Origin of the sequence: Leptobacterium flavescens (assembly GCF_010671605.1) — a bacterium.
GTDB lineage: Bacteria > Bacteroidota > Bacteroidia > Flavobacteriales > Flavobacteriaceae > Leptobacterium > Leptobacterium flavescens.
Window position 1 is genome coordinate 440,789 of the sequence record NZ_JAABOO010000001.1, and the last position, 26,313, is coordinate 467,101.

At 41.3% G+C, this 26,313-nt stretch carries 29 protein-coding genes; 21 read left to right on the plus strand and 8 right to left on the minus strand.

The genetic code is table 11. The features are described from left to right. The first annotated feature begins 15 nt into the window (after nt 1-15). Complete coding sequence (locus tag GWK08_RS01995; protein WP_163605233.1) at nt 16-621, plus strand: carboxymuconolactone decarboxylase family protein; 606 nt, start codon at nt 16-18, stop codon at nt 619-621. 15 nt (nt 622-636) lie between these two features. Here the strand turns inward: GWK08_RS01995 and GWK08_RS02000 are convergent, their stop codons facing one another. Genes GWK08_RS02000 through GWK08_RS02010 form a run of 3 tightly spaced genes read right to left on the minus strand, consistent with a single transcriptional unit; the run spans nt 637 to nt 3,164 of the window. Further along, nucleotides 637-2,067 carry an ATP synthase subunit B family protein gene (locus GWK08_RS02000; protein ID WP_163605234.1) on the minus strand — a complete coding sequence of 477 codons (1,431 nt, stop codon included), beginning with the start codon at nt 2,065-2,067 and terminating at the stop codon, nt 637-639. Next, nucleotides 2,039-2,638 (minus strand): hypothetical protein, encoded by a 600-nt coding sequence (locus GWK08_RS02005; RefSeq protein WP_163605235.1) that lies wholly within the window; start codon nt 2,636-2,638, stop codon nt 2,039-2,041. The genes GWK08_RS02000 and GWK08_RS02005 overlap by 29 nt, the downstream gene beginning before the upstream one ends. Continuing rightward, on the minus strand, nt 2,622-3,164 hold the full coding sequence (locus tag GWK08_RS02010; RefSeq protein WP_163605236.1) for an RNA polymerase sigma factor: 543 nt from the start codon (nt 3,162-3,164) through the stop codon (nt 2,622-2,624). Before GWK08_RS02010 ends, GWK08_RS02005 begins: the two co-directional genes overlap by 17 nt. 195 nt (nt 3,165-3,359) lie before the next feature. Between GWK08_RS02010 and GWK08_RS02015 the strand changes: the two genes are divergently transcribed. From GWK08_RS02015 to GWK08_RS02070, 12 genes are all read left to right on the plus strand, one after another. Continuing rightward, entirely contained in the window at nt 3,360-3,956 is a 597-nt protein-coding gene (locus GWK08_RS02015) for a TetR/AcrR family transcriptional regulator (protein ID WP_163605237.1), read from the plus strand. A gap of 67 nt (nt 3,957-4,023) precedes the next feature. Then, on the plus strand, nt 4,024-4,773 hold the full coding sequence (locus GWK08_RS02020) for an SDR family NAD(P)-dependent oxidoreductase (RefSeq protein WP_163605238.1): 750 nt from the start codon (nt 4,024-4,026) through the stop codon (nt 4,771-4,773). Nucleotides 4,774-4,852: 79 nt separating this feature from the next. After that, entirely contained in the window at nt 4,853-7,234 is a 2,382-nt protein-coding gene (locus GWK08_RS02025; RefSeq protein ID WP_163605239.1) for an efflux RND transporter permease subunit, read from the plus strand. A gap of 11 nt (nt 7,235-7,245) precedes the next feature. Next, nucleotides 7,246-8,025 carry an outer membrane lipoprotein-sorting protein gene (locus tag GWK08_RS02030; protein ID WP_163605240.1) on the plus strand — a complete coding sequence of 260 codons (780 nt, stop codon included), beginning with the start codon at nt 7,246-7,248 and terminating at the stop codon, nt 8,023-8,025. Nucleotides 8,026-8,121: 96 nt separating this feature from the next. Next, on the plus strand, nt 8,122-9,321 hold the full coding sequence (locus GWK08_RS02035) for a hypothetical protein (protein ID WP_163605241.1): 1,200 nt from the start codon (nt 8,122-8,124) through the stop codon (nt 9,319-9,321). Between the two features lie 49 nt (nt 9,322-9,370). After that, on the plus strand, nt 9,371-10,297 hold the full coding sequence (locus GWK08_RS02040; protein WP_163605242.1) for an aldose epimerase family protein: 927 nt from the start codon (nt 9,371-9,373) through the stop codon (nt 10,295-10,297). 109 nt (nt 10,298-10,406) lie between these two features. Further along, nucleotides 10,407-10,958 (plus strand): DUF2911 domain-containing protein, encoded by a 552-nt coding sequence (locus GWK08_RS02045; protein WP_163605243.1) that lies wholly within the window; start codon nt 10,407-10,409, stop codon nt 10,956-10,958. Between the two features lie 3 nt (nt 10,959-10,961). Then, a complete protein-coding gene (gene meaB / locus GWK08_RS02050; protein ID WP_163605244.1) occupies nt 10,962-12,050 on the plus strand; it encodes a methylmalonyl Co-A mutase-associated GTPase MeaB in 1,089 nt (362 codons plus the stop codon). Nucleotides 12,051-12,101: 51 nt separating this feature from the next. Next, nucleotides 12,102-12,815 (plus strand): glycosyltransferase family 2 protein, encoded by a 714-nt coding sequence (locus tag GWK08_RS02055; protein WP_163605245.1) that lies wholly within the window; start codon nt 12,102-12,104, stop codon nt 12,813-12,815. Then, complete coding sequence (locus GWK08_RS02060; RefSeq protein ID WP_163605246.1) at nt 12,816-13,439, plus strand: lipid-A-disaccharide synthase N-terminal domain-containing protein; 624 nt, start codon at nt 12,816-12,818, stop codon at nt 13,437-13,439. Beyond that, nucleotides 13,436-15,076: an ArnT family glycosyltransferase gene (locus GWK08_RS02065; protein WP_163605247.1), complete on the plus strand. Its 1,641-nt coding sequence runs from the start codon at nt 13,436-13,438 to the stop codon at nt 15,074-15,076. Before GWK08_RS02060 ends, GWK08_RS02065 begins: the two co-directional genes overlap by 4 nt. Beyond that, nucleotides 15,073-15,741: a hypothetical protein gene (locus GWK08_RS02070; protein WP_163605248.1), complete on the plus strand. Its 669-nt coding sequence runs from the start codon at nt 15,073-15,075 to the stop codon at nt 15,739-15,741. Before GWK08_RS02065 ends, GWK08_RS02070 begins: the two co-directional genes overlap by 4 nt. Before the next feature lies 1 nt (nt 15,742). Here the strand turns inward: GWK08_RS02070 and GWK08_RS02075 are convergent, their stop codons facing one another. From GWK08_RS02075 to mazG, 4 genes are read right to left on the minus strand one after another with little or no spacing between them, the layout of a single operon-like run. Continuing rightward, the gene (locus GWK08_RS02075) at nt 15,743-16,312 is read right to left on the minus strand and encodes a phosphatase PAP2 family protein (RefSeq protein WP_163605249.1); all 570 of its coding nucleotides are present in this window, start codon (nt 16,310-16,312) and stop codon (nt 15,743-15,745) included. 21 nt (nt 16,313-16,333) lie between these two features. Beyond that, nucleotides 16,334-16,564: a hypothetical protein gene (locus tag GWK08_RS02080; protein ID WP_163605250.1), complete on the minus strand. Its 231-nt coding sequence runs from the start codon at nt 16,562-16,564 to the stop codon at nt 16,334-16,336. Between the two features lie 20 nt (nt 16,565-16,584). Next, nucleotides 16,585-17,970: an MATE family efflux transporter gene (locus GWK08_RS02085; protein WP_163605251.1), complete on the minus strand. Its 1,386-nt coding sequence runs from the start codon at nt 17,968-17,970 to the stop codon at nt 16,585-16,587. 53 nt (nt 17,971-18,023) lie between these two features. Continuing rightward, nucleotides 18,024-18,797, minus strand: coding sequence for a nucleoside triphosphate pyrophosphohydrolase (gene mazG / locus GWK08_RS02090; RefSeq protein WP_163605252.1), 774 nt, complete (start codon nt 18,795-18,797; stop codon nt 18,024-18,026). 119 nt (nt 18,798-18,916) lie between these two features. Between mazG and GWK08_RS02095 the strand changes: the two genes are divergently transcribed. From GWK08_RS02095 to GWK08_RS02125, 7 genes are all read left to right on the plus strand, one after another. Beyond that, nucleotides 18,917-19,372: a nuclear transport factor 2 family protein gene (locus tag GWK08_RS02095; protein WP_163605253.1), complete on the plus strand. Its 456-nt coding sequence runs from the start codon at nt 18,917-18,919 to the stop codon at nt 19,370-19,372. 109 nt (nt 19,373-19,481) lie between these two features. After that, nucleotides 19,482-19,820: a nuclear transport factor 2 family protein gene (locus GWK08_RS02100; RefSeq protein WP_163605254.1), complete on the plus strand. Its 339-nt coding sequence runs from the start codon at nt 19,482-19,484 to the stop codon at nt 19,818-19,820. A gap of 10 nt (nt 19,821-19,830) precedes the next feature. Further along, complete coding sequence (locus GWK08_RS02105) at nt 19,831-20,562, plus strand: ankyrin repeat domain-containing protein (RefSeq protein ID WP_163605255.1); 732 nt, start codon at nt 19,831-19,833, stop codon at nt 20,560-20,562. 16 nt (nt 20,563-20,578) lie between these two features. Further along, the gene (locus tag GWK08_RS02110; RefSeq protein ID WP_163605256.1) at nt 20,579-21,484 is read left to right on the plus strand and encodes a PD40 domain-containing protein; all 906 of its coding nucleotides are present in this window, start codon (nt 20,579-20,581) and stop codon (nt 21,482-21,484) included. Nucleotides 21,485-21,584: 100 nt separating this feature from the next. After that, nucleotides 21,585-22,613, plus strand: coding sequence for an acetamidase/formamidase family protein (locus tag GWK08_RS02115; RefSeq protein WP_163605257.1), 1,029 nt, complete (start codon nt 21,585-21,587; stop codon nt 22,611-22,613). A 107-nt stretch (nt 22,614-22,720) separates the two neighbouring features. Continuing rightward, nucleotides 22,721-23,161: an SRPBCC family protein gene (locus GWK08_RS02120; RefSeq protein WP_163605258.1), complete on the plus strand. Its 441-nt coding sequence runs from the start codon at nt 22,721-22,723 to the stop codon at nt 23,159-23,161. A 64-nt stretch (nt 23,162-23,225) separates the two neighbouring features. Further along, nucleotides 23,226-23,858 carry an MOSC domain-containing protein gene (locus tag GWK08_RS02125; protein WP_163605259.1) on the plus strand — a complete coding sequence of 211 codons (633 nt, stop codon included), beginning with the start codon at nt 23,226-23,228 and terminating at the stop codon, nt 23,856-23,858. Here the strand turns inward: GWK08_RS02125 and GWK08_RS02130 are convergent. Further along, nucleotides 23,851-24,876: a quinone-dependent dihydroorotate dehydrogenase gene (locus GWK08_RS02130; protein WP_163605260.1), complete on the minus strand. Its 1,026-nt coding sequence runs from the start codon at nt 24,874-24,876 to the stop codon at nt 23,851-23,853. The genes GWK08_RS02125 and GWK08_RS02130 overlap by 8 nt on opposite strands. 168 nt (nt 24,877-25,044) lie before the next feature. Here GWK08_RS02130 and pepT point away from each other — a divergent pair, with 168 nt between their 5' ends. Next, the gene (gene pepT, locus GWK08_RS02135) at nt 25,045-26,274 is read left to right on the plus strand and encodes a peptidase T (RefSeq protein WP_163605261.1); all 1,230 of its coding nucleotides are present in this window, start codon (nt 25,045-25,047) and stop codon (nt 26,272-26,274) included. The last annotated feature ends 39 nt before the right edge of the window (nt 26,275-26,313 follow it).

Sequence of the window (26,313 nt, forward strand, 5' to 3'; positions counted from 1 at the left end):
AATACATCTTATTTTATGAGTTGGATAAAAACCATCGGTTATTCCGAGGCTAAAGGGAAATTAAAAACTATTTACGACCGCATAAAGGGGCCGGATAACTATATAGACAATATCTTAAGTGTTCATAGTTTAAGGCCACATACACTTACGGGCCATATGAACCTTTATAAAAACGTACTGCATCACAGCGGTAACAGTTTTCCTAATTGGTTCCTGGAAGCTTTGGGCACTTATGTAAGTTATATCAATAAATGTACTTATTGTTATCTGCATCATTTTGAAGGGATGAAACGTTTCCTGAATGACGATGCCACTTCAGATAAGATCCGTGCAGCTGTGGAAGCCGATGAACTCGCTATGGTATTCGATCCTAAACAACTTGCTGCTTTTCATTATGCCAAAGAGCTGACTTTTAATGCTGCCGGCCTGAATGAGGACACAATAAATGAGTTGAAAGAATTCGGATATGACGATGGTGAGATCCTGGAGATCAACCAGGTAGTGAGTTATTTTAACTATGCGAACAGAACTGTTCTGGGATTAGGTGTAAGTACAGCCGGAGATATCCTGGGGCTTTCTCCTAAAAACAAGGATGACGAAAACAGCTGGGGACATCAGTAAAATTGAAGTGTAGTTTTACTGCATAACTATATCGCTGTACTTGGCATTAATGTAAATGGACTTATCTGCATTCTTGCTTTTACTATATCCTTTGATCAGTTTATTGGAATAGTCATCCGTTACCTTTACCACCAGGAATTCAGGGTAAACAATATCGGAATTAGCTCCGTTACAGTAAAAACTATAAGCCGTTTTAGGTAATACCAGTCTGGCATCGGTATTCTCCAGGCTCACATCCAGAGATGAGAACCCCTCTCCTATTTTACTCACTTCCAGTTTTCCGAAAGAACCGTTAATAATGCTGTTATCAATAATGGTTCCTATGTAAACATCCGAAGAATTAGAAGTGAGCTTCAGGCTTTTTACATTTTTAAGCTCTACTTCCTTCACGAAATTTACTTTTAACCTTCCGTAATTCCAGTTCTGAACGATTACAGGAGAATACGAGGCTTCTATATCCGTATATTCACCATCTATATTATCGGCAAGCAACCTTGTATGAGACAAGGTTGCTTTGATATTTTTAAGGTTCTGAGCCAATTTTACTTCTCCATGCCTCACGTCCATTTTAAGTTTGGCGCTTTTCGGCATTTTGATCTTGATCGTTTTCTTGATCTTGATATTTTTATCTTCATCTCCGGAAAAGTAATAAACATTCGCTTTTTTGAGTTGTTCTTTTACTTTCTCTCTTGCTTCGGCAGCTTTTTTCCTGGCCTCTTCTATATGTCTTTTCCTGTCTTTTTTTACTTTGGCCAGTTCTGTTTTTCTCTCCTCAAGTCTCTTCTTGAGTTCCACTTTGCGTTTCTCACGCTCTCCTTTATACTTCTCTATCTCCTTCTTCCATTCTTCCAGCTCCTTTTTAAATTCGCCGTCAAATTCCTTGTTGAACTCTTTTCTCCATTTTTTAAGATAAGCATCTCCGTCTTTTTTATAAGCTTCGTAATCAAAATTAAACGACTTAAAGCTGTGAAAAGGGATAGGTGGCAGAGGTGGGATCTCAGATAATTCCAGTACCATCGGAGCGAATTCGATATCATTGATCTCCGGGAATTCAAAATCGATATCCGGGATCTCTATTTTAAAATTCTGTGGGAACACAAAATCAGTATCGATATTCAAGCCTCTGAAATTAAATCCCGATTTAGTACTGATACTAACCTTCGAGCTGTTCCCTACCGCTTCAAAGTCCCAGTTCTCAAAGTATTTCTGGGCTTCTTCCTTACTCACTCCTTCAATTTCAATAATAGCTTCCACCGCTACTTCATTGCGGTCCCAGGTTTCGAATTCAATATCAGTATGACTGGTATTGATCTCGATAACGGCATCACCGTTAATCTTAAAATTCTCCGTGTACCTTTTGGTTTGGGTTTGCCCAATTGCTGCAAATACTACACTTAATACGGCAATCCAAAAACAACTAAACTGTTTCGTTTTTAAATGTTTCATTTTGATCTTCTTTTAATTCTTGTAACTTTTTCTGTAATCGATTTAGCAATTGTAACCGTATTTGTAAATTATTGATTAAAGCAGTAATGGTTTGTTCATTTGGCCCTACTTCGTTCAATTCCTTATTCAGTAATTTATAATCATCATCCAGTTCCGTAAGCTTCTTCATATAGCCATCAAAAAGCTGTTTATTCTCCTCATTTACTTCAATACTGGAAAGCTGAAGATTAATATTGGTAACGTAATAATCCTCTACTTTTTTCAGGTCGGGGGAAATGTTCCCCAGGGTGATCTGGTTTACCGGAGTCGTATTCGTAGTATTCGTTTCAACCACTTCCTCTCCTCCTTTCAGATCATCTTTAGAATTTATTAGATTATAAGAAATAACTCCCGCTGCAAGCAGAACTGCAATAGAAGCCGCTATCTTCATAAAATAGAAATTTGATCTTTTCCTGGAAACCGGTAATTCCTCCTCCAGCTTCTGTAAAAATCGCTCTTCATGTCCATCCTTCATTTTATGAGCGGACAACTGTTGTTCTTCTTTAAAAAGCTTTCTAAGATCTTGTCCCATTACGCCTGATTTTTAATGATTCTCTTAATTTATTCTTACCTCTCATCAGTTGTGTTCTGGAGGCGGTTTCGGAAATCTTGAGTATTTCGGAGATCTCCTTGTGGTCATATCCTTCTATCAGATAAAGCATAACTACATATTTATACTTCTCAGGAAGGGATTCGATAGCTTGTTTTACTTCTTCAACAGAGATCCCTTCTTCAATCTCCCAGTCATTCTCATCCGCCAGTTGCATATAACCTTCATCCAGTGAAAGATAATATTCGTGTTTCACTTTTAAAAAATCAATACATCTGTTTACCACTATCCGTTTCAACCAGGCTCCGAAACTTACTTCGGCCCTGTATTGATGGATTTTTTGAAAAGCACGGATAAAGGATTCCTGCAGCACATCTTCGGCATCTTCCGTATTTTTAAGAAAACGCATCGCTACACAGAACATACCATCACAATACTGCCTGTACAATGTCAGTTGCGCTTTCCTGTCGTTTAATTTGCATTTTTCAATCAGTTCTATTTGAAACATGCCGGCTAGTTTCTAAGTTGGTTACAATTGCTAATCACTCTTAAAGACGAGTAAAAAAATGCTGTGTTGCATAATTTATAAAATTTAGAAATATTTAACTTTTCAGCGGATTTTTACTGCTTAATATAATTTTAACATTATAAATTTGCAAATACTAGACGACTGGTCATATTTTTGTATCTGTAAAATTACAATATGCATAAAACACTAAAACATGAAGCCAAAGCGGACTACCTTCTTGAGAAAGGTTCGGAGATCCTGTGGAGCAGAGGCTACAATGGTACCAGTGTAAACGATATTGTAAAAGCCGCAGGCGTTCCTAAAGGCTCTTTCTATTTTTATTTTGACAGCAAAGAAGATTTTGCAGTAAAGTCTCTGGAACGTTATTTCGCTATTATGTTCAAACCTGCAGCCGAAGTTTTACACAATACGGATGCATCTCCCAAGCAGCGTCTTTTGACCTTCTATCGTTTCCGCCTGGAAAAGATGAAAGGAGAACACGAATGTACCATGGGATGTATGGCCTGTAATCTCGGAAACGAAATGGCAGAGCATAGCGAACAGATCAGGAACACCATAGTAAGTATTGAGAGCCGTATTAAAGGTGAGATCATAAAGGTAGTTGAGGAAGCTCAACAGGCAGGAGAGATAAGATCTCAGCTATCCCCTAATCAAATTGTATCTTTTATAGAAGATGCCGGGAAAGGAGCATTGACCACAATGAAAGAAACTCAAAGCCCTTTTCCATTAGACAATTATTATCATTTTATTGAAAATGTAATACTAAAATAAAATTTTTTACCCGGTTACTAGATGACTGGTCATATATATTTAATAAAAAACCTTAATTCACAAAATCATGGGAAAACTTCAAAATAAAGTAGCCGTAGTTACGGGAGGTAACAGCGGTATCGGGCTTGCAACCGTAAAACAATTCCTTAACGAAGGAGCTAAAGTTGTTTTTTCGGGAAGAAGACAGGAAGCTTTGGATGCAGTATCTAAAGAGCTTAATGGCGATTTCACCGCAGTGCTGGCAGATCAATCCAAAACAGGAGACAATCAGAAACTGATCGATGCAGCGGTAGAAAAATACGGGAAGATAGATATTTTGTTTGCCAATGCGGGAGTTGCGTATTTCACTCCGGCAGAACAGATAGATGAAGATCATTTCGATTCTCAGTTCAATACCAATATTAAAGGGCCGGCCTTTTTATCCAAGGCAGCCATTCCACAGCTGAATGACGGAGGAACTATTATTTTCAACACCTCTATCGTACATCAGAAAGGTTTTGAAGGAGCCGCTATCTACAGTGCTACCAAGGGTGCTTTACGCGCCTATGCCAGGGTACTGACCAACGAACTTAAAGACAGAAAGATCCGCGTAAATGCTATTGCTCCGGGCCCTATTGAAACTCCTATTTACAGTAAGATAGGTATGCCTGAGGAAGCGGTAAATGAAATGGGAGCCAGTTTTGCCTCTCAAAATCCGCTGAAGCGCTTCGGAAGTTCTGAAGAAATAGCCAATGCAGTAACTTTTCTGGCTTCGGACGAAGCCTCATATGTAAACGGAATTGAATTGGAAGTTGACGGAGGTATGAGCCAAATTTAATCCCCTTGCCCTGGAGGTAAGACTTCAGGGCAATTTTTTAAACTTTTTATAGACGACTGGTCAATTATAAATTAACAAAATGAACGCAATTAAAAGATTTGGAAATAAGGCGAATCGTTTCGCCATTAAATGGGCAGAATTTGTAATAAAATACAAGTGGCCCGTATTGATCGCTACCATTGTTTTAGCCTTTGGACTCGCTTCCAAGGGGAAAATGGAATTCGACGGAGATTATCACGTATTTTTCAGTAAATCCAATCCCGAGCTGGAAGCTTTTGATGCCCTCCAGGAGAAGTATACCAAAGACGACAACGTTCTTATCGTGCTTTCTCCAAAAAACAAGAACATATTTACCAAAGAGAATCTCATCGCCATAGAAGAATTAACGGCAGAATCCTGGAATACCCCCTATTCCTCCAGAGTTGATGCTATTACCAATTTCCAACATACAAGTGCAGAAGGTGATGATCTTTACGTAGATGATCTCTCTTATGAATCGCATTTAAAGACCGACGAGGAAATTCAGGAAATAAAGAGAAAGGCCCTGAAAGAACCGCTGCTGGTAGATCGTCTTCTCAGTAAGGACGGAAGTGTTACGGCTATTAATATTACCGTAAGACTGCCCGGAGAAGACAGTGCGGTTGAAATTCCCGAGGTAACAGCTTTTACACGTAATATGATCAGTCAGTTCCGGGAAAAGCACCCCGACTTTGATATACATACATCAGGGTTGGTGCCTCTTAATACGGCCTTTTTCGAGTACTCGCAAAAAGACTTTATGCTCACAGGTATTATGATCATTATTGTGATCCTGACAACCCTGATCCTTACCCGCAGCATTTTCAGTACGATCTCTACCCTTCTGGTGGTTCTGTTTTCGCTGATCAGTGCCGTAGGCTTCCTCGGAATAACCGGGATCAAGTTAACCCCGCCTTCTGCCGTATTCCCGACTATGATCCTTACCCTCGCCGTCGCCGATAGTATTCATATCCTGATTACCATGCTTCAGAAAATGAGGAAAGAAGGTTTGAGCAAAAAAGAAGCATTGGTAGAGTCTATGCGGCTTAATTTTATGCCGGTCCTCATTACCAGTCTGACTACAGTTATCGGTTTTCTGACGATGAATTTCGGAGATGTTCCCCCTTTCTGGGATCTCGGTAATATTACCGCTTTCGGAATGGCCATGGCCTTCCTTTACTCTACGACAACCCTTCCTGCGTTGATGGCTATTTTCCCTGTAAGAACTAAACAGAGAGTAGTCAAAGCCGGAAGTGAGAACAGAGGGCTATACACCCGTCTTGGAGCCTACGTAGCGGAAAATCCGGTAAAGCTGAGTATCATTTCCCTGCTTATCATCGGATTGATGGCCTTTACAGCGACAAAAAACAGGTTTAACGACGAATTTGTCAACTACTTTGATGAGACCGTAAAATTCAGAACAGACACCGATTATATCAGCGAGAATCTAACCGGGATCTACAATGTGGAATTCTCTGTGGGTGCCGGAGAAAGCGGAGGGATCAACAACCCGGAATATCTCCGTAAACTGAATGAATTCGAGGACTGGCTCAATGAGCAACCCGAAGTGATACACGTAAATGCCTTTAGTGAGGTAGCCAGGCGTGTTAACAGATCGATGCACGGAGATGACGAAGCTTATTATCAGGTGCCCGGAAACAGGGAGGAAGCCGCTCAATACCTGCTTCTTTATGAATTATCCCTTCCCTTTGGCCTGGATCTCAATAACCAGATCAATGTAGACAAATCGGAGACCCGTTTAACCGTTACCATCGAAAATGTAGACAGTGCAAGTATGATCGCTTTTTCAAAAAGGGCGGAGAACTGGTTAAAGCAGAATACTCCCGAATATATGCATGCCATCGGGGTAAGTCCTACTCTTATGTTTTCCAAACTGGGCTTCCGACAGGCGGATAGCATGTTTAAAGGAAATATCATTGCCCTGATCCTTATTTCACTGGTCCTGATGCTGGCCCTTCGCAATTTTAAACTGGGACTCTTAAGTATCATTCCCAATGTTACCCCTGTGCTGGTCGGTTTCGGGCTGTGGGCTCTGTATAAAGCGCAGATCAACACCGGAATGGTGATCGTATTCGGGATGACACTCGGGATCATTGTAGACGATACGGTGCATTTTATGAGTAAGTTCCTCAGGGCACAGAGAGAATACGGCTATGACGCCAGGCAGGCAGTTGTCTATGCGTTCGAAACCGTTGGAAAGGCCCTGGTAACCACCACAATTGTGCTTATTGTTGGTTTTGCAGTTCTTGCTCAGTCGCATTTTGCCTTAAACAGTTATATGGCGCAGATCACGCTGATCATTATTTCATCGGCTCTGATCATCGATTTTATCCTGCTGCCTTCACTGCTGATCCTGACTGCCAGCAAACCCAAGGCCGTAGCAACCCCGGAAAAAGTTCAACCACAAGTCATTAAATCATAAAAAAAGAAATCATGAAGAACATTAAAATTTTATTCGCATTAACAGCACTTATATTTTCTGATAACCTTCTGGCGCAGGATGCTGCCAGTAAAGGTCTTGAAGTTGCCAAAGCCGCAGAAAAAGCGGACCTGGGCTTTGGAAGCTCGGTAGTAGATCTGCAAATGGTCCTGAAAAACAAGAACGGGCAGACCAGTGAAAGAACACTAACCACCAGGACCCTGGAGCTTACGGAGGACGGAGACAAATCCCTGATCACTTTTAACAGCCCGAAAGACGTTAAGGGGACGGCCACTTTAACTTTTACTCATAAAGTAGGAAGTGATGATCAGTGGTTATACCTGCCTTCCATAAAAAGGGTAAAAAGAATATCCTCTAACAATAAATCGGGGCCCTTCGTAGGAAGTGAGTTTGCCTATGAAGATCTATCGTCTCAGGAAGTGGAAAAATACACCTATAAATTCCTCAAAGAGGAAAACGGGATCATTACGGTAGAGCAGGATCCTGTAGATCCCAAGTCGGGTTATACCAAACGCCTGGTACAATACAATAAGAGCAAGGGTTACCGCATAGAGAAAGTTGAGTTCTACGACAGGAAAGGAGCCCTGCTAAAGACACTTAATTACGGGAACTACAAATTGTATAAAAACAAGTTCTGGAGAGCTTTGGAATTGCATATGGTGAATCACCAGAGCAGAAAGGAAACCAAACTTATTTTCGGGGAATACGATTTTGATATACAACTCACCGATGAAAGCTTTACAGAGAATGCCCTTAAACGAGCAGGGCGCTAAGATATATTAAGTAGGGGTTAATAGTTGTTTGCCCGGATCCGGTCGGGAAGGATTCCGGCCGGGTCGGGTAAACTAAAATCAGATAAAGAAACAACCATGAGATCAGCAATTATTGTTTTTCTTTCTTTTTTTCTGCCTTCCGTTCTTTTCGGACAGGAGAAAAAAGCTAAAAAATTTGAACAGGAGTTTGAACTGGAAGTCCAGGCAGAATATCGTTACTTTTTTGACAATGCACAATTTACAGGGCAGAATGATCATTTCCCTTCCCTGGCTTTAAGACCGGAATACTCCATCGATTGGAACAAAGGGGATGATCAGATAAATTTTAAGGGGTTTCTGAGAATAGATACGGATGATGAGCGGACCCATTATGATATACGCGAGCTTTACTACCAGAAGGTACATAACAAATGGGAGCTTAGCGTGGGGCTAAAAAAGATATTCTGGGGAGTGACCGAAAGCAATCACCTGGTAGATATTATCAATCAGACCGATCAAGTGGAGAGCTTTGACGGAGAAGAAAAACTGGGGCAACCCATGGTGCAGTTCTCCTATAATACCAGCTTCGGTACCTTCGATTTTTTCTATCTCCCCTATTTCAGAAAACGAACTTTTCCCGGAGAAAAAGGTCGCCTTCGCTTTGGTATTCCCATCAATCAGGACGATATAGGTTTTGAGAGCGCTGCAGAGGAATGGCATCAGGATTTTGCCGTGAGGTACAAGCATTATTTCAGCATTTTCGATATCGGCCTTTCACACTTCTACGGAACCGGAAGAGAACCTTTGTTCAGTTCAAATGAAGATGGTAGTATCAATGCCTTTTACCCGGTGATCAATCAGACCGGGCTCGATCTGCAGATAACACATGATGCCTTTTTATGGAAGATCGAATCCATTTACCGCAGCAGTGATTTTCAGGATTTCTTTGCCTTTACCGGAGGCCTGGAATACACATTCAGCAATATCAAAAACAGTGGCCTCGATATTGGGATCCTTGGGGAATATCTTTATGATGAAAGGGATGAACTGGCTCTGAACGCTTTGCAAAATGATGTTTTCTTCGGAAGCAGACTGGCTCTTAATGATACACAGGATACCCAGCTTCTTATGGGCGGTATCTTCGATCTGGAAAACAGCAGCAGGATATACAGTCTGGAGGCTTCCCGAAGGATCGGGAATTCCCTGAAACTGGAATTGGAGGCAAGAATATTCAGTAAAATTGATGATGGGGAATTCATACTATCTAATTTTAAAAACGACAGCTTCTTTAAAATAAGCCTTTCAAAATTCTTTTAATCAGCAGATTAAACTCTGTATATAGGCTGATTTTTAGTAATTTTGATCTATGATCCTAGAAGATTTCCGCCAAATTACCATCCAGAATAAACAGGGGCTACAGCTTACTGTACTCAACTATGGCGCTATCATTAAGGAATTAATGGTCCCCGATAAAAACGGAAAGCCGGTAAATGTGGTAATAGGATATAAAAATCCCAGCGATTATTTACAGAATTACAGCTACATGGGAGCCTGTATAGGTCGCTATGCAGGCAGGATCTCCAATGGTAGTTTTAGCCTGAACGGAATGGTTTATCAACTGCATAAGGAAGAAGGAATACATCTTCACGGAGGGCAGAATGGTTTTGACAAGAAGTTCTGGTTTATTGATGATGTTTCCGAGGGAGAAGATCCTTATGTTAAACTCTCCTGTATCAGCAAGGACAAAGAGGAAGGTTATCCCGGAAATCTCAAAGCAGAACTTACTTATCAGCTTACGGAAAAGAACGAATTAAAGATCACCCACAGTGCCATATGCGACAGGGATACGATCGTGAATCTGACCAATCATTCTTATTTTAACCTGAGCGAATATCTCGATATAGGAGGGCATGAACTAAGTATCAATGCTTCCAAATACCTTGAGATCAAAGAAAACCTCCTTCCCACCGGAAAATTGAAATCGGTTGGAAAAACAGATTTGGATTTCCGTAAGATCAAAGAGATCGGCGATCTGAAAATGGACAATACTTTTGTGCTGGACGATCCTGAGAAAGTTGCTGTTTCCTTGTATTCACCGGGTACAGGCATTGAAATGTCGCTTAAAACCAATCAGCCTTCCGTAGTGGTCTATACTCCTAAAACTTTCGGAGGCATTTGCTTTGAGGCCCAGAATTATCCGGATGCCCCCAATCACGATCACTTTCCTTCTGCACTTCTCAGGCCGGGAGAATTCTATACCAACGAAGCGGTATTTTCCTTTAATATCCGTTAAATAAAACTCTTTTAAAGCTTATCCTTCCCAAAGTATGGGGAATGCCGATTTTGAACTATCTTTACCTTAATAAAATTAATCGATCAAAAAACTTTAAAATCTTATTCAAATGAAAAAATCAATAAAATGGATCCTCATACTTCTGGCGGTCCTCGTTCTGGGGTTATTCGGTGCCATGAGGTATATGAAATCGCAAACCAAAAAACACAGTCCGGAGACTACTGTAGAGTTTAAGAATGACGGTCTGGAATTATCTGTATTTTACAATCGCCCATCTAAAAAAGGAAGAAATATCTTCGGGGGTCTTGTACCATACGGACAGATCTGGCGTACCGGAGCCAATGAAGCGACCACTTTTGAGACCAATAAGGATATCAATATTAACGGACAGAAACTGGCTGCAGGGAAATACTCGGTATTTACAATCCCGAATGAAGATTCGTGGGATATTATTTTTAACACTAAAATGTATTCCTGGGGAGTTAAGATCGGGAATAAACCTATAGTTGAAAGAGAGCACGATGCGCTGGTGGTTAATGTCCAGACCGGTTCTACGGATTCGGTAGTGGAGCAATTTACCATTTCCTTTGCGGATGCTCCCGAAACGGCAATGGTCCTGGAATGGGATCGCACAAAAATAGTTGTCCCAATTAGTCAATAAAATTTGAGTTCAAAGAAAAAAACATCGGCTTTAGAAGAAAAAGACGGGGTCCCTTTCCAGGAGGCCACCAATAAAAACCGTATTTCGGAGATAAGGTCCAAGCGAAAAAAAGAGCTGACTGCAGACGATCTGGTCGCAGGAATTATCAAGCAGGATAAAGTAGCTCTGAGCAGGGCTATCACTATCGTAGAAAGTACCAATCCCAGGCATACCGAAAAGGCAGCCGCTATTATTAAAAAGTGTCTTCCTTATGCCAATAAATCGGTACGTGTTGGAATTACCGGAGTTCCTGGCGTAGGTAAAAGTACTTTTATCGAGGCCCTGGGTAAATATCTGACCTCCACAGGAAAAAAAGTAGCTGTTCTGGCAGTAGATCCCAGCAGTAGTGTTACCAGGGGGAGTATTCTGGGCGATAAGACCCGGATGGAAGAACTGGTAAAGGATAGGAATGCTTTTATCCGTCCTTCTGCTTCAGGAGATTCTTTGGGAGGAGTAGCCAGGAAAACACGCGAGTCTATTATCCTTTGCGAAGCCGGAGGTTATGATACCATTATCATCGAAACCGTGGGTGTAGGTCAAAGTGAAACAGCCGTACACAGTATGGTCGATTTCTTTCTGTTGCTGAAACTGGCCGGAGCGGGAGATGAACTTCAGGGTATTAAAAGAGGGATCATGGAAATGGCCGATGCCATTATCATAAACAAGGCAGATGGCGAAAACACCAAAGCCGCCAAACGGGCAAAAACCGAATTTACCAGGGCTCTTCAGTTATATCCGCCCAAGGAGAACAGCTGGGTCCCGAAGGTAACCGTTGCTTCTGCCATTGAGAATACCGGGATCCGGGAAAGCTGGGAACTGGTGATGACCTATATGGCCCAGAGTAAAAAAAGCAATTATTTTGAACATCACAGGATTGAGCAAAACAAATACTGGTTGTTACAGACAATAGACGAACAATTACGTTCCGGATTTTACAATCATAAAGCTGTAAAAAAACAGCTTCAGGAGCAGTTGGAAGCAGTGGCCAATAATGAAATAACGCCTTTTGAAGCTGCCCGATACCTGCTCGATCTTATTAAAGAGCAATCCTAGTTCTTTTTTTCTTAATAAAAGAATACATTTGCATTATCATTCTAACCTAAAATGAATTACGAATTCACGATTATAATTCCGGTTTACAACGAAGAAGATAACCTGGAACGAGTTGAAAAGGAACTCGCTCACTATCTGACCCTTTCCACTAAAAAGACAAAAGTTCTTTTCGTAAATGATGGCTCCAAAGACAAAAGTCAGGAGCTCATTGAAACAATTTGCGAACGCAACGAGGCATTTCATTATGTACAATTTGCGCAGAACAGAGGGCTCAGTGCTGCAATTAAAGCCGGATTCGATCATTCGGATACCGAACTGACCGGATATATAGATGCCGATCTGCAAACTGCTCCCGAAGATTTTAATCTTCTGCTCGAGCATATTGGCGAACACGCCCTGGTTACAGGGGTAAGAGCGGACAGAAAGGATTCCTTTGTAAAGAATATGTCCTCAAAAATAGCCAACGGTATCAGAAGAGCCTTCACCAAAGACGGAATGGATGATACCGGATGCCCTCTTAAGGTGATCCGTACCGATTACGCCAAACGCATTCCTATGTTTAAAGGCCTTCATCGATTTTTACCGGCCATGATCCTTTTGCAAAACGGAAAGATCCTTCAGGTTCCGGTACGTCATTTTCCGCGTATTGCGGGGCAGGCCAAATTCGGTTTGTGGAACAGGCTTCTCGGCCCTCTGATGGATTGTTTCGCCTATCTTTGGATGAAAAGGAAATACATTAATTACGAAGTAGCTAAAAAAGGATAAATGGCAGATTGGCTGATTTACGCTATCGGATTCTTTGCCCAGTTGCTGTTTTCTGGAAGAATGATCGTTCAGTGGGTAGTATCCGAAAAAAACAAAAAGGTGCTGACCCCAAGGCTGTTCTGGCAGTTTAGTTTACTGGCATCTTTTCTGCTTTTTATCTACGGATGGCTTCGCGACGATTTTGCCATTATGCTGGGGCAGACCCTCACCTACTTTATTTACATCAGGAATCTGCAACTACAGGGCGAATGGGTAAAACTACCCAGGGCGTTCAGGATATTTCTTTGGATCTTCCCTGTATTGATAGTTATATACGGTTATAATAATAATGCCTATGACCTGAACGATTTCTTTAAAAACGAGAATATTCCTTTGTGGCTGGTTGTTCTGGGAAGTGTGGCTCAGGTGATCTTTACTTTTCGTTTTGTGTATCAGTGGATCTATTCCGAAAAGAAAAAAGAATCTACACTCCCTATGGGGTTCTGGCTCCTGAGTATTCTGGGGTCTTCCTTAATACTCACCTATGCGATTATCAGAAAGGACCCTGTACTCTTTGTCGGGCATATCCTCGGATTGACCGTTTATGTGAGAAACCTTTTTATCCTTAAAAATCAAAAGGCATGAAGTGGATAGAAGAAAATCCGGTAAAAGTGATCCTTCTGGCGGGGGCAGCTATTTTTCTCTTTCATTTAAATGTACTTCCGGTTACTATTATGGAAGCTCGGAATTTTATAACGGCAAGGGAAATGATAGTAGACGGGAATTGGTTGCTGACAACCATGAATGATCTTCCGAGATATCAGAAACCTCCTTTACCAAGTTGGTTAACCGCTATTCCAGGGTTGATCTTTGGGGCTGATAATCCGGCAGTATTGCGTATACCAACCATGATCATGGCTATTTTCCTGGGATATATCGGGTATATTTTCTCTTTAAAACTTGTAGAGAATAAAAGGCACGCGCTTATCAATGCTCTTATCCTCCTGAGCTCTTTTTATATTATAACTATTACGAATGAAGCTCCCTGGGATATTTATACTCACGGATTTATGCTGGCGGGTATCTATTTTTTATATCGCTTTTTCAGGGAAGAAAGCAAAAAATGGAAATACAGTCTCCTGGCAGCCATTCTTATTGGTCTGTCATTTATGAGTAAGGGGCCGGTATCTGTATATGCGGTACTTCTGCCCTTTCTGATCGCCTACGGGATAGTTTTCCGCTATAAAGGACTTAAGCAAAAAGGAGGTCAGCTTGTGGTATTACTGCTTCTGGCTGCGATCATCAGTATCTGGTGGTTCTTGTATGTACGTTGGGCGGATCCCGCTGCTTTCCTGGCCATTACCAAAAAGGAAACCGGTAACTGGAGCAGCTATAACGTACGTCCTTTTTATTATTACTGGAGTTTCTTTACACAGAGTGGTCTGTGGACCATTCCTGCTTTTGCAAGTTTGTTTTACCCTTATCTGAAGAATAGAGTATCCCATCCGGCTATCTATCGCTTTACTTTTCTGTGGACGGTTCTTTCGGTTGTCCTGCTCTCGATCATTCCTGAGAAAAAGACACGTTATCTGGTACCTGTGCTTATTCCGCTTGCGCTTAATACGGGATTTTATATAGAATACGCTATCAGGGCATTTAAGGATAAAATGAACGCAAAGGAAAGATTCCCCGTTTATTTTCACTTCGGGCTGATCGGGCTTATCGGAATTGCATTTCCCATTGCAGGATATTTTCTGCTGAAGGATAACATAGAAGGTTTATGGGTATATTTTATCCTCACCTCAATCATTCTTTTTAGCCTTGGGATACTGATCTTTAAACAACTCAGACAAAAAAATATCTACTACGCTTTTCTCCTGACCATCGGATTTGTAGCCTGCATTAAACTGACTGCTTTTCCTCTGGCAAAAGCCTTTCAGAAAAATGAGGCATTCAACAATATCTCAAGCCTGAAAGCATCTGCCGAAAAAGAAGAGATGAACGTATATAGTTTCGGGGAAATAGCTCCCGAGATGATATGGCATTACGGGGCTTCCATCCCCCTGATCAAAGAAGATGATACAGTAGATCTCCCGGAAGAAAACAGCTTTGCTGTTCTGGTGACTCCGGTGGAAGAGAATGAATTTAAGCGTATATTTGATGCGTCTTTTAATATCGAACTAAAAGAAGTTTTCGATATTAATTACGGGGCGAATCCCGAAAAACGAGGGCATAAAAAACGCCTGGTAAGTAAACTTTATCTTGTAAAAAGATCTTTATGAATACATTGACAAAAACCGATAAAATAGCATATTTCGTTTTAGGGGTTATCTTTCTGATAGGCCTTTATTTTGGTTTTACGGACCTGAATTATTTTGACACCGGATTTACCGTTGAGGACGGCCCGGTAGAATGGGGAACCGCTATTATGCTGTTCTGTGTTTTTGTCCTCTCTGTCTATCATCTTTTCAGCCTCTGGAAGTACAAAAAAGCCCTGTGGAGATTAGGAACCCTGGCTTTTATTGTTCTTTTCTTTTTTGCTGCAGGCGAAGAGATTTCCTGGGGACAGCGTATTTTCGGAATAGAATCGGGAGAGTTTTTCCAGCAGAACAATGCACAGGGAGAAACCAATCTGCACAACCTGGTGGTTGGCGACACCAAGATCAACAAACTGATCTTCAGTCAGCTGTTAATGCTGGTAATGGTCATTTATCTTTTGGTTACCCCGTTCTTGTATCGTAAAAAAGAATGGGTACGATCGCTCTTCGATCGCTTTGCGGTTCCTGTGGTAAAATGGCATCATACCATTGCTTTTATTATCGGAACTGTTCTTGTGGCTATTAACCCATCGAGCAGAAAATGGGAAGTGTACGAATTGGCTTTTGGCCTTATTTTCTTCCTGATCTTCCTGAATCCCTTCAACAAAAGGATATTCGAAAAAGAATAAACTATTTTATTATTTTTTTCTGGGCGTAGTTCCTCAATACGTAGAACAACCATCCTATCAGTAATCCGAAGCTTATTCCGGTGATGATATCCAAAGGAAAATGCACTCCGATATAGATACGGCTATATGATACTATTAGTCCCCAAACCAGTAACAATATCGGGAACCATTTTATATAGGGTCTCAACACCAGGGAGAAGAAAGTAACCACGGTAAAAGAATTTGCCGCATGTGCAGAAAAATATCCGTATTTACCTCCGCAATAGGATTTAACCAATCGCATTTTATCAAAAATAGTATCGTCATGGCAGGGGCGAAGCCGGGCCACTCCGTATTTAAATGCATTGGCCAGCTGATCTGTTGCTGTGATCATTAATGCCACGGCAACGACAATTATTAAAGTGGCTTTCCATCCCGTTTTTTTCAGACAAATCAGCAGTAAAACAAAATAAAGAGGAATAGAAGCCCATTTATTAGTCATAAACATCCAGAAGCCATCCCAATTCTCCGTTCCGAGGTTATTTAAAAAAAGGAAAAGCTCTTTATCGTACCTGATCAGTTCTTCCAGCATCGGTTTGTGGTTTTAATAAGATTATTGGTCTTCGTATCTACTCACTTCCCTGTCGTAAAAGTCGGTTGCTTCCTGAACGAGGTTCTCCGTTTCCGAAGCCAGTTCTTTTTCATCTTCCGGAGCAAACTCTTCCAGCCATTCCACCTCATCATTTACCAGGTTGATAATAAAACGGGGATAATCGGTATGGATAACAAAAATAGCATCCTGGTAATCTGTATTATCTCCTATCAAAAACTTTGGTAATTCCATATAGATAAGGTTTTAAAAGGTTATTGGTTTATTTCCTTGGTTCTGATCAGTTCTTTAGTGATCAGGTTAAAACGAATATACAACATTATAGCCGATGCGGTTAATCCGGCCAGCAATCCGATCCATATTCCGGTACTTCCGAAATCGGTTTTCAATCCCAGATAATAGGAGATCGGGAAACCGATGATCCAATAGGCTATAAAAGTAATAAGGGTGGGTATCTTTACATCCTGTAATCCCCGTAAAGCTCCCAGGACAACCACCTGGATCCCGTCGGATACCTGAAAAATAGCAGCTACGATAAGCAGATTGGAAGCAATTTTGGCTACTTCCAGCACATTCTCATAGTCTATAAGATTATCTTCATTCATATAGATCCACGGCAGGCTCTCGTGAAAAACGGTAAATAAAAGCCCGAAGAAAGATTGAATAATAAAAGCCATTAGAAAGAAAGAGAAAGCTATTCTTCTCAATTCCCTGAATCGTTTTAATCCCTTTTGATTCCCTACCCTGATCATGGTGGCAGCACCTAATCCCATGACAAACATAAAAGTAAAAGAAGAAAGGTTCAACGCAATATTATTTGCAGCCTGTGCATTCTTTCCTATGATCCCGTTCAACCAGATAGCCGCTGTAAAAATGGCCACTTCAAAAAACATCTGCATAGCCGAGGGAAAGCCAAGGCTCATGATCTTCCTCAGAATATGGGTATGGATGATCCTGAAGTTAAGTTTTGAAACATAGGGAAGGAATTTCTTTTTTCTGCCAAACATAAACCAAAGGAAACCCAGCATGACAAAACGTGATACCAGGGTACCCACTGCTGCTCCTACGATCCCCATTTTCGGGAAACCGAACTTTCCGAATATCAACAGGTAGTTGAGTGCAATATTCACCACATTGGCAAGGATAGTGGCGTACATGGGGTATTTGGTCTCGGACAAACCATCTGAAAACTGCTTGAGTGCCTGAAACATGATGAGAGGTACCAGTGAAAAAGCTACCAGGTCAAGATATGGAATGGCCAGGGCCACTACCTCTTCGGGTTGGTCCATAAAATACATCAGTGGCTTGCTTAACAATACCAGTCCGAAAAGCGTAATCCCGAGTATGGTACAAAGAAATAATCCGTGTTTAAAGGCTTGTTTTCCTTTATCGGTATCCTGTTCTCCGTCTGCCTCAGCCACCAAAGGGGTTATAGCCGTAGAAAATCCAATCCCAATACTCATGGCGATAAAGATAAAACTGTTACCCAGGGAGACTGCGGCCAGTTCTGCCGTTCCCAGTTGCCCTACCATGATATTGTCAAAAAGCTGTACCAGGGTATGCCCTACCATTCCCGCAATCACGGGCACAGCAAGCTTAAGGTTGTATCTGAATTCTTTTGTGTATTTATTTAATGCCATGAAGTATTTTCAGCCAGGCAAAGATACATAGTTTCCGGAGCTTTTTAGTCTCTTTATAATTTTTTAGCTTCCTCCCAGAAAACATCCATTTGCTCCAGCGACATATCCTTCAGATTGAGGTTATTTTCCTTTGCTTTCCGCTCGAGGTACTGAAAGCGTTTTATAAACTTTTTATTGGTGCGTTCCAATGCATTCTCCGGGTTAATATCGAGAAAGCGGGCATAATTGATCATACTGAACATCACATCCCCGAATTCAGCTTCCATCCGGTCTTTATCGCCGGTTTTAACTTCTTCCTGGAATTCACTCAATTCTTCTTCCAGTTTCTGCCATACCTGATGCGGTTCTTCCCAGTCGAATCCCACACCCGAAACTTTGTCCTGAACCCTGTTGGCCTTAACCAGGGCAGGAAGGCTTTTAGGAACTCCTTCCAGCACGCTCTTTTTCCCTTCTTTTAATTTAAGATTCTCCCAGTTGCGCTTTACATCCTCTTCATCATTTACCTCTATATCACCATAAATATGAGGGTGTCTGTCTACCAGTTTATCACAAATGCTGTTGGCCACATCGGCTATATCAAAATCCTGTGTTTCACTTCCGATCTTTGCATAAAAGACAATATGAAGAAGGATATCTCCCAGCTCTTTTTTAACTTCATTCAGGTCTCCATCCAGGATAGCATCTCCCAATTCGTAAGTTTCTTCAATGGTTAGGTGTCGAAGGCTTTCCATCGTCTGCTTTTTATCCCACGGGCATTGCTCACGAAGTTCATCCATGATGGTCAGGAGGCGGTCAAAAGCCTTTAATTGCTGTTCTCTGGAATTCATAAAAAAATTTTTGGTAAAAGTACGGAATATAAGTTTGGATCGATTTGATTCAGAGATAAGAAAATTATTCGTAATTTTTGAAAGTTCAAATCAAAATCAAGACCTGAAAATACAATTATATGATCCGCAAACTAAGCTTCGCACTCTTATTTATTATTTCATTTCATTTAACGGTATCTGCCCAGACAGAAAAGCAAAAAGTCCTGAAGGTGGTCGATACCTTTTTTAAGGCTTTGGAAGATCAGGACACCCTGGCTTTTAAAGGAGTATTCCTGGATGATTCCTATAATTTCTATGTGAGTGAGCGAAATGGTAAAATTAATGTAGGTGGTCGTTCCCCTCATAAGGTGTCCTTTAACAAAAACAGAGTGATCAAGGAACGTCTTATTGAGGAAAAAACAGAAGTAATGATCCACAAGCGTATAGCAATGGTATGGGCTCCCTATAATTTATGGATCAATAAAGATTTTTCTCATTGCGGGGTAGATGTCTTTACCCTGATCAAAAAAGAAGAAGGGTGGAAAATATCCTCTCTCTCCTATACGGTGGAACCTGAAGGTTGTGATCAGGAATAGTATTAACAGCAGCATAATCCCCTATTAATTAACAAATTAAAGTTTAAAATTCCTTATTTTTATGCTATTCCTCCATTACGGGCAAGATCGCCCGATCAATTATTAGAATATGGATAATACCAAAACCAATAAGGAACTTACCCTTGCCTATTTTTATTCATGGCAGAAAGGAGATTTTGAAGCGCTGCGGAATTCCCTGCATGACAAAGTGGAATTTAATTTGAACGGGAGTAAAATAGTAGGTGCCGAGCCTTTTGTTGAGATGTGCAGAAACGGGATAAAGTGGGTTAAGGTAGACTTACTGGATGCCATTTTTACCACAGACAAATCGGCGTTGATCTATGACGGCCTGACCGAAAAGGGAGAAAAAGTAAGGGTTGGTGAGATCATTTCTATCTCAGATGGTAAAATTACAAAGGCCGTTGCTGCCATTGTGGGGGATGCTTAAAGTATAAAAGATGATTGATAAATTTACAGACGGACGTACGGATCTGGTTTTCGATTTACTCGAACAGGGCTATGATGCCCGATCAACGGACAAGTACGGAACTCCCCTTATAAAATGGTGTGCTTATTATGGCGATGTGAGCGGAATAAAATACCTCATCTCCAAAGGAGCTTCTCTCGACGATCTGGGGAAGAATTACGATCTGAACGGAGCAGCTTTTCACGGTCACTGGCAACTATGTCAGTATCTGCTGGAGGAAGGGGCCGATCCTAATTACGCTCATCCGGAGACGGGCGAATCTATATTACATAACAGTTTGTGTTCCTCCAATCGTCCGGTTTCCAATTTAATATTAAAATTATTGCTCTTCTACGGGGCCGATCCCAATGTAAAGACCATTGCCGGAAAAGAGTCAGGCGGATTTATGAGAGATGCATACACCAAAGGAGAAACCCCACTGCACCGGGCAGCTGCATTCGGAAACGAAGATACGATCACGCTTCTGCTGGAGGCAGGAGCAGATAAAAGCCTGAAGGATATAAACGGAGAATCCCCTCTTTCCTGGGCCAGCTGGCATAACAGACCCGGAAAAATACTCTCCCTCCTGTGTTATGGTGAACATAATATACATCCTCTCCATATTAAGAATATGCAGAGCGATCACGGATCAGGCTGGGGAAGTGGAGTATCTATCATGAGGATGGGAGAAATACATATGGATAATAAAAAGTCGAAAAAGTAAAATTCTTAATAATAAAATGACAAGTCTTCAGAAACCCATTATTACCCTTTTATTCTTAGTTCTTATCAACAGTTATCCTTCAGGAACTGATAATTCCCTTCAATATCTCGGGCAAACACCTCCGTCCATGACACCGGAGATCTTTGCACCCGGGCTTATTTCCAAATCCACGGAATACGAATTCGGATCGGTGTTCTCCAAAGACGGGATGGAATTCTTTTACGGAGTGGATACCGGTAACCGGTCGGAAATAAGATATACGCGACTTGAAAATGGTAAATGGACCCCTTCAAAAACCATTATTTCACATCAGCAATACGGTTATAACGATCCTTTTCTGTCTCCGGACGAAAACGAACTCTATTATATTTCCGATATGCCCATGAACGGCAAGGGATCAGGTAAAGATTACGATATCTGGTATTCCGTACGCAACGGAGATAAATGGTCCGAGCCTATAAACGCCGGAAAGAATATCAATTCTGATAAAAATGAATACTATATATCCTTTACAGAGGACGGGAGCATGTATTTTTCATCCAACAAAATGGCAGAAAACGGAAATGATTACAATTTTGACATTTACAGTTCGGCCAGAAGAAAAGGAGAGTATCAGGAGGCAGTTAAGCTGAGTGATGCTGTGAATACGGGGAGTTATGAAGCAGATGTGTTCATTGCTCCTGATGAATCCTATATTATCTTTTGTGCCAACCGGAAAGAAGGGCTTGGAAGAGGAGATCTTTATATCAGTTTTAAAGACGAGAACGGGAACTGGACAAAATCCAAAAATATGGGGAGCCTCATAAATACCAACGGGCATGAGCTTTGCCCCTTTGTAAGCCGGGACGGGAAATACTTTTTTTATACCAGCAGACAGGACATTTACTGGGTAGATGCAAAGATCCTGGAACAATATCGCTGATATTAATACCCGGAGGGCAAAAAATTTATCAACTGTAGATCAGAATTCCTATTTTTAGGGATCATTCAAAATAGCTAATCAAACTTAATATCGAAATATCATGAATCTTTCCGTAAAAAACTTCTTTTTCTTATTCGCCTTATTCCTTTTTGTAGCCTGTAATCAGAAGGAAGAAAAGGAAGCGTCACATACCGAACAGGAGGAAAAACAGGAAGAGATAAAAGCACAGTATACACTGACCAAAGATCAGACCCATAACAAATTCAGTAGCACGATCCCGCCGGTTTTAAGGGTACAGCCCGGAGCTGTAATTGAAGCATTTACCGAAGATGCCAGTGATGAACAATTTGATCTTGAATCGGACCTTGCCGACCTGGATTCGCTTAGTTTTGAACCTATTCACCCTCTTACCGGACCGGTTTATGTAGAAGGAGCCCAGCCCGGAGATGTACTGAAAGTAACTCTTCATAAAATTGAAATGGGCGATTGGGGCTGGAATGCCATTTTTCCGGGTTTTAGCTTTCTGGCAGATACCATTAAAAGCAAATATCTGAGAATATACGAATTGGGGGCAGACAAGGAATATGTAGATTTTAATGATAAGATAAAGATCCCGCTCAAACCATTTCCCGGGGTTATGGGAGTGGCTCCGGATACGGAAGAATTGCTGTCTACCATCCCTCCCAGGGCCAATGGAGGTAATATGGACGATCCGAATATGACAGAAGGAACGATCGTGTATTTTCCCGTTTTTGTAGAAGGTGCTCTCTTTTCTATAGGTGATACCCATGCCGTTCAGGGATTGGGAGAAGTTTGCGGTACGGCCATCGAAGCGCCCATGAGAATTATTTATGAGTTGGAGGTCATTAAGGGCCGTAGCATTAGGGAGCCGGAATATGAAACGCCAACGCATTACGCAACTACCGGTTTCGGACTTACCATAGATGAGGCGGCAAAAAAGGCAACACTCTATATGGTTGAATATCTGAAGGAGGTACACCATTTAAGCACAGAGGAGGCTTATGCTCTGTGTTCTCTTGCAGGCGACCTGAAGATAGCCGAAGTAGTGGATGCACCTCATATGCTGGTTACCATGCATATGTCGAAAGAGACTTTGGGTATGGAATAGTGTAAAAAGCTGTTATTCTGCCTGTTAAGATCTAAGATATTTGATGGACAGGCAGCTTCTGTATTCCCGACATTTAAAAGGTTTAAGCATCATCTAAACTCAAGCATATGAAATTCAGCTGTTTTGTCGATATAAATGCTCCGATTGAAAAGGTTATAGAGCTATTTGATAATGTGGATAATTTAAAGGAATGGCAGGATGGTTTTCAAAGTTATGAGCACCTGGAAGGGGAAGCCGGACAGCCGGGTGCCAAATCAAGATTATTCTATGTTCAGGGAAAGCGCCGGATAGAACTTATAGAGACCATCATCGTCAAAAACCTCCCGGAAGAATTCAGCGGAAAATACGAGCATACTCATATGGAAAATACCATGGCAAACCGGTTTAGCAGTCCGGAACCCGGAATTACCAGATATGAAACAGAAATAGAATATACCAGATTCATTGGTTTTATGCCAAAACTGATGGCGTTCCTCTTTCCTTCCATGTTTAAAAAACAAGTGCAGAAATGGCTGGATCAATTTAAGATTTTTGTAGAGAAAAGCTAATCTTTTTTTGCTAGCTTTACCTTATCAATCAGGCCTGGTTTCTCAGGCATTATATAAGCAATACATGGAAATTATCTCAACCAATATAGCCAATCCCACAACAGTTATGTGGAGAGGGCGCGAAGTAACCACCGGTATATATAAAAAGGCAGTGGACAGTATTTTTTTAGGTCGTGACGGAGTTAAGGATGATAAGGTAGCCGATCTGAGAGTTCACGGAGGAGAATTTAAGGCCTGTTATCTTTTTTCTGCCGATCAATATCCTTACTGGAAATCATTATATCCGCAACTGGAATGGGAATGGGGCATGTTCGGAGAGAACCTAACGGTTAAAGGCCTGAATGAAACCGATATACTGGTCGGAGATATTTACCGGATTGGAAAGGCACTTGTACAGATTACCCAACCCAGGGAACCCTGCTATAAATTAGGTATAAAGTTCGATACGCAAATCATCCTGGAACAATTCATAGAACGCGGATTTCCGGGTACTTATATACGCATCATGGAAGAAGGAGAAGTAAAAGCCTCCGATAAAATGGTATTGGTAGAAAAAGCTGAAGACAGCATCAGTACTGCCGAATTCTACAAACTGCTCTTTAGCAACTCAAAAGATCAGGAGAAATTAAAACGCATTGTCAGGAATGAAGCCCTTCCGGAAGGGAAGAGAGCCCGACTCGCATTATTCCTTACATAGTTTTTAAGATCGCTTTATTGATAGATTTGATCAGTGCAGGTCCTTCGTAAATAAATCCGGTATAGATCTGTACCAGGTCTGCTCCTGCTTCCAGTTTTTCCAGGGCATCCTGAGCCGAATGTATCCCTCCCACTCCAATGATCGGAAAGGCTTTATTACTTTTTTCTGCCAGGAACCTGATCACTTCCGTACTTCTAGTAGTCAATGGTTTTCCGCTAAGCCCTCCCTGTTCTGCAGCCAGGTAACACGGCGAATCCAGGCCTTCTCTGGAAATGGTGGTATTAGTGGCAATTACCCCGGCAATCTTAGTTTCGCTAACGATATCTATAATATCCGTTAATTGTTCTTCAGACAGGTCGGGAGCTATCTTAAGCAAGATGGGTTTCGGGTGTTCTTTGGTATTATTTCTTTTTTGCAGGCTTAGTAATAATTCGGTTAAAGGCTCTTTGTCCTGGAGTTCTCTCAGGTTCGGGGTATTCGGAGAGCTCACATTTACCACAAAATAATCAACCAGGTCAAAAAGAGCATCAAAACACAATTCGTAATCCTTCACCGCATCTTCATTGGCAGTTACTTTATTCTTTCCGATATTTCCTCCTATCAAAACTCCTTTATTCTTTTTTAACCGGATAGCTGCCTCCTCTACTCCCCCATTGTTAAAGCCCATACGGTTAATAATGGCCTGATCGGCCTTTAATCTGAAAAGGCGTTGTTTAGGGTTTCCGGGTTGGGGTTTGGGAGTTAAAGTCCCGATCTCCACAAAACCGAAACCAAAAGAAGAGAGTTCGTTAAACAATTTGGCATCCTTATCGAAACCTGCTGCCAATCCAACCGGATTCCTGAATTTCAATCCGAAGAGCTCCCGTTCCAGGCGCTTATCCTCTACCGTATAGGTCTTTTTAAATATTAAAGACAGTCCGGGTATTTTAAAAAGAAAACGGATCAGCGAAAAAGTAAAGTGATGAATGGCTTCCGGGTCAAACAGAAAGAAAATCGGCCGAATTAAAAATTTGTACATCTGAAATTGTTTCCGCAAAAATAGTTCTTAGAAATGTTTTTTTAAAGAAAAAAGACACTTACAAATGCCTAATCTTTCACAAATTACAAATCGATCGAAAAAGAATTTTTTATATCTAACTAACCTTTAGTTCACATATAAATTTTACATTTGGCAAAATTGAAAATTATGCAGCACCTTATCGATCGTTTTATTCGCTACGTAAAAATAGACACCCAATCAGACCCTGAATCGGATACCACACCAAGTACCAAAAAGCAATGGGACCTTGCTCACAAGCTTGTTTTAGACCTTATGGAAATAGGTATGCAGGAAGTGACTATAGACGATCACGCATATATTATGGCCACTTTACCGGCCAATACGGATGAAGACATACCGGTAATCGGTTTTATTTCTCATTTCGATACTACTCCCGATTATTCGGGAACCAACATAAATCCCAGGATCATAGAAGATTATGACGGAAGGGATATCGTACTGGATCGCAAATCGGATATGATACTCTCTCCCGATTATTTTGATGATCTTTTAATGTACAAAGGGCAAACACTAATCACCACAGATGGTACCACTTTACTTGGTGCTGATGACAAAGCCGGAATTACAGAGATCATCGAGGCTATGAGCTATCTCATTCAGCATCCGGAGATCAAGCACGGAAAAATACGGGTGGCTTTTACACCTGATGAAGAGATCGGGCGCGGAGCTCATAAGTTTGATGTGGAAAAGTTCGGTGCAGAATGGGCCTATACCATGGATGGAAGCCAGGTTGGTGAACTGGAATACGAAAATTTCAACGCAGCCGGACTGAAGGTCACATTTACCGGAAAAAGTGTACACCCGGGATATGCCAAGGATAAAATGGTCAATGCTGTTTTAATGGCCAATAAATTCCTCAGCCTCCTACCACAGAATGAGGTTCCCGAGAAAACCGAAGGAAGAGAAGGCTTTTTCCATATCTACAAAGTAGATGCTCAGGTAGAAAGTGCGTGTATGGAAGGGATCATCAGGGATCATGACAAAGACGGATTTGAAGCCCGAAAAGGCCTTATTCATCAGATTGCCGGCGATTTTAACCGAAAATACGGATCGGAAGTGGTTAAGGTAGAGATCAAAGATCAGTATTTCAATATGCGGGAGAAGGTGGAGCCCGTAATGCATATTGTGGATATTGCCGAACAGGCCATGCGGGAACTCGATATAGAACCTATCATCAAACCGATACGAGGAGGAACCGATGGTTCTCAGCTGTCATATATGGGACTTCCATGCCCTAATATTTTTGCCGGAGGACATAATTTTCACGGTCCTTATGAGTACGTTCCCGTAGAAAGTATGCAAAAGGCAGTGGAGGTTATCGTTAAAATATGTGAGTTAACCGCAAAAAGAAAATAATCTTAAAAATGTCTTTATCTTAGCGTCGCCTTAAAAATC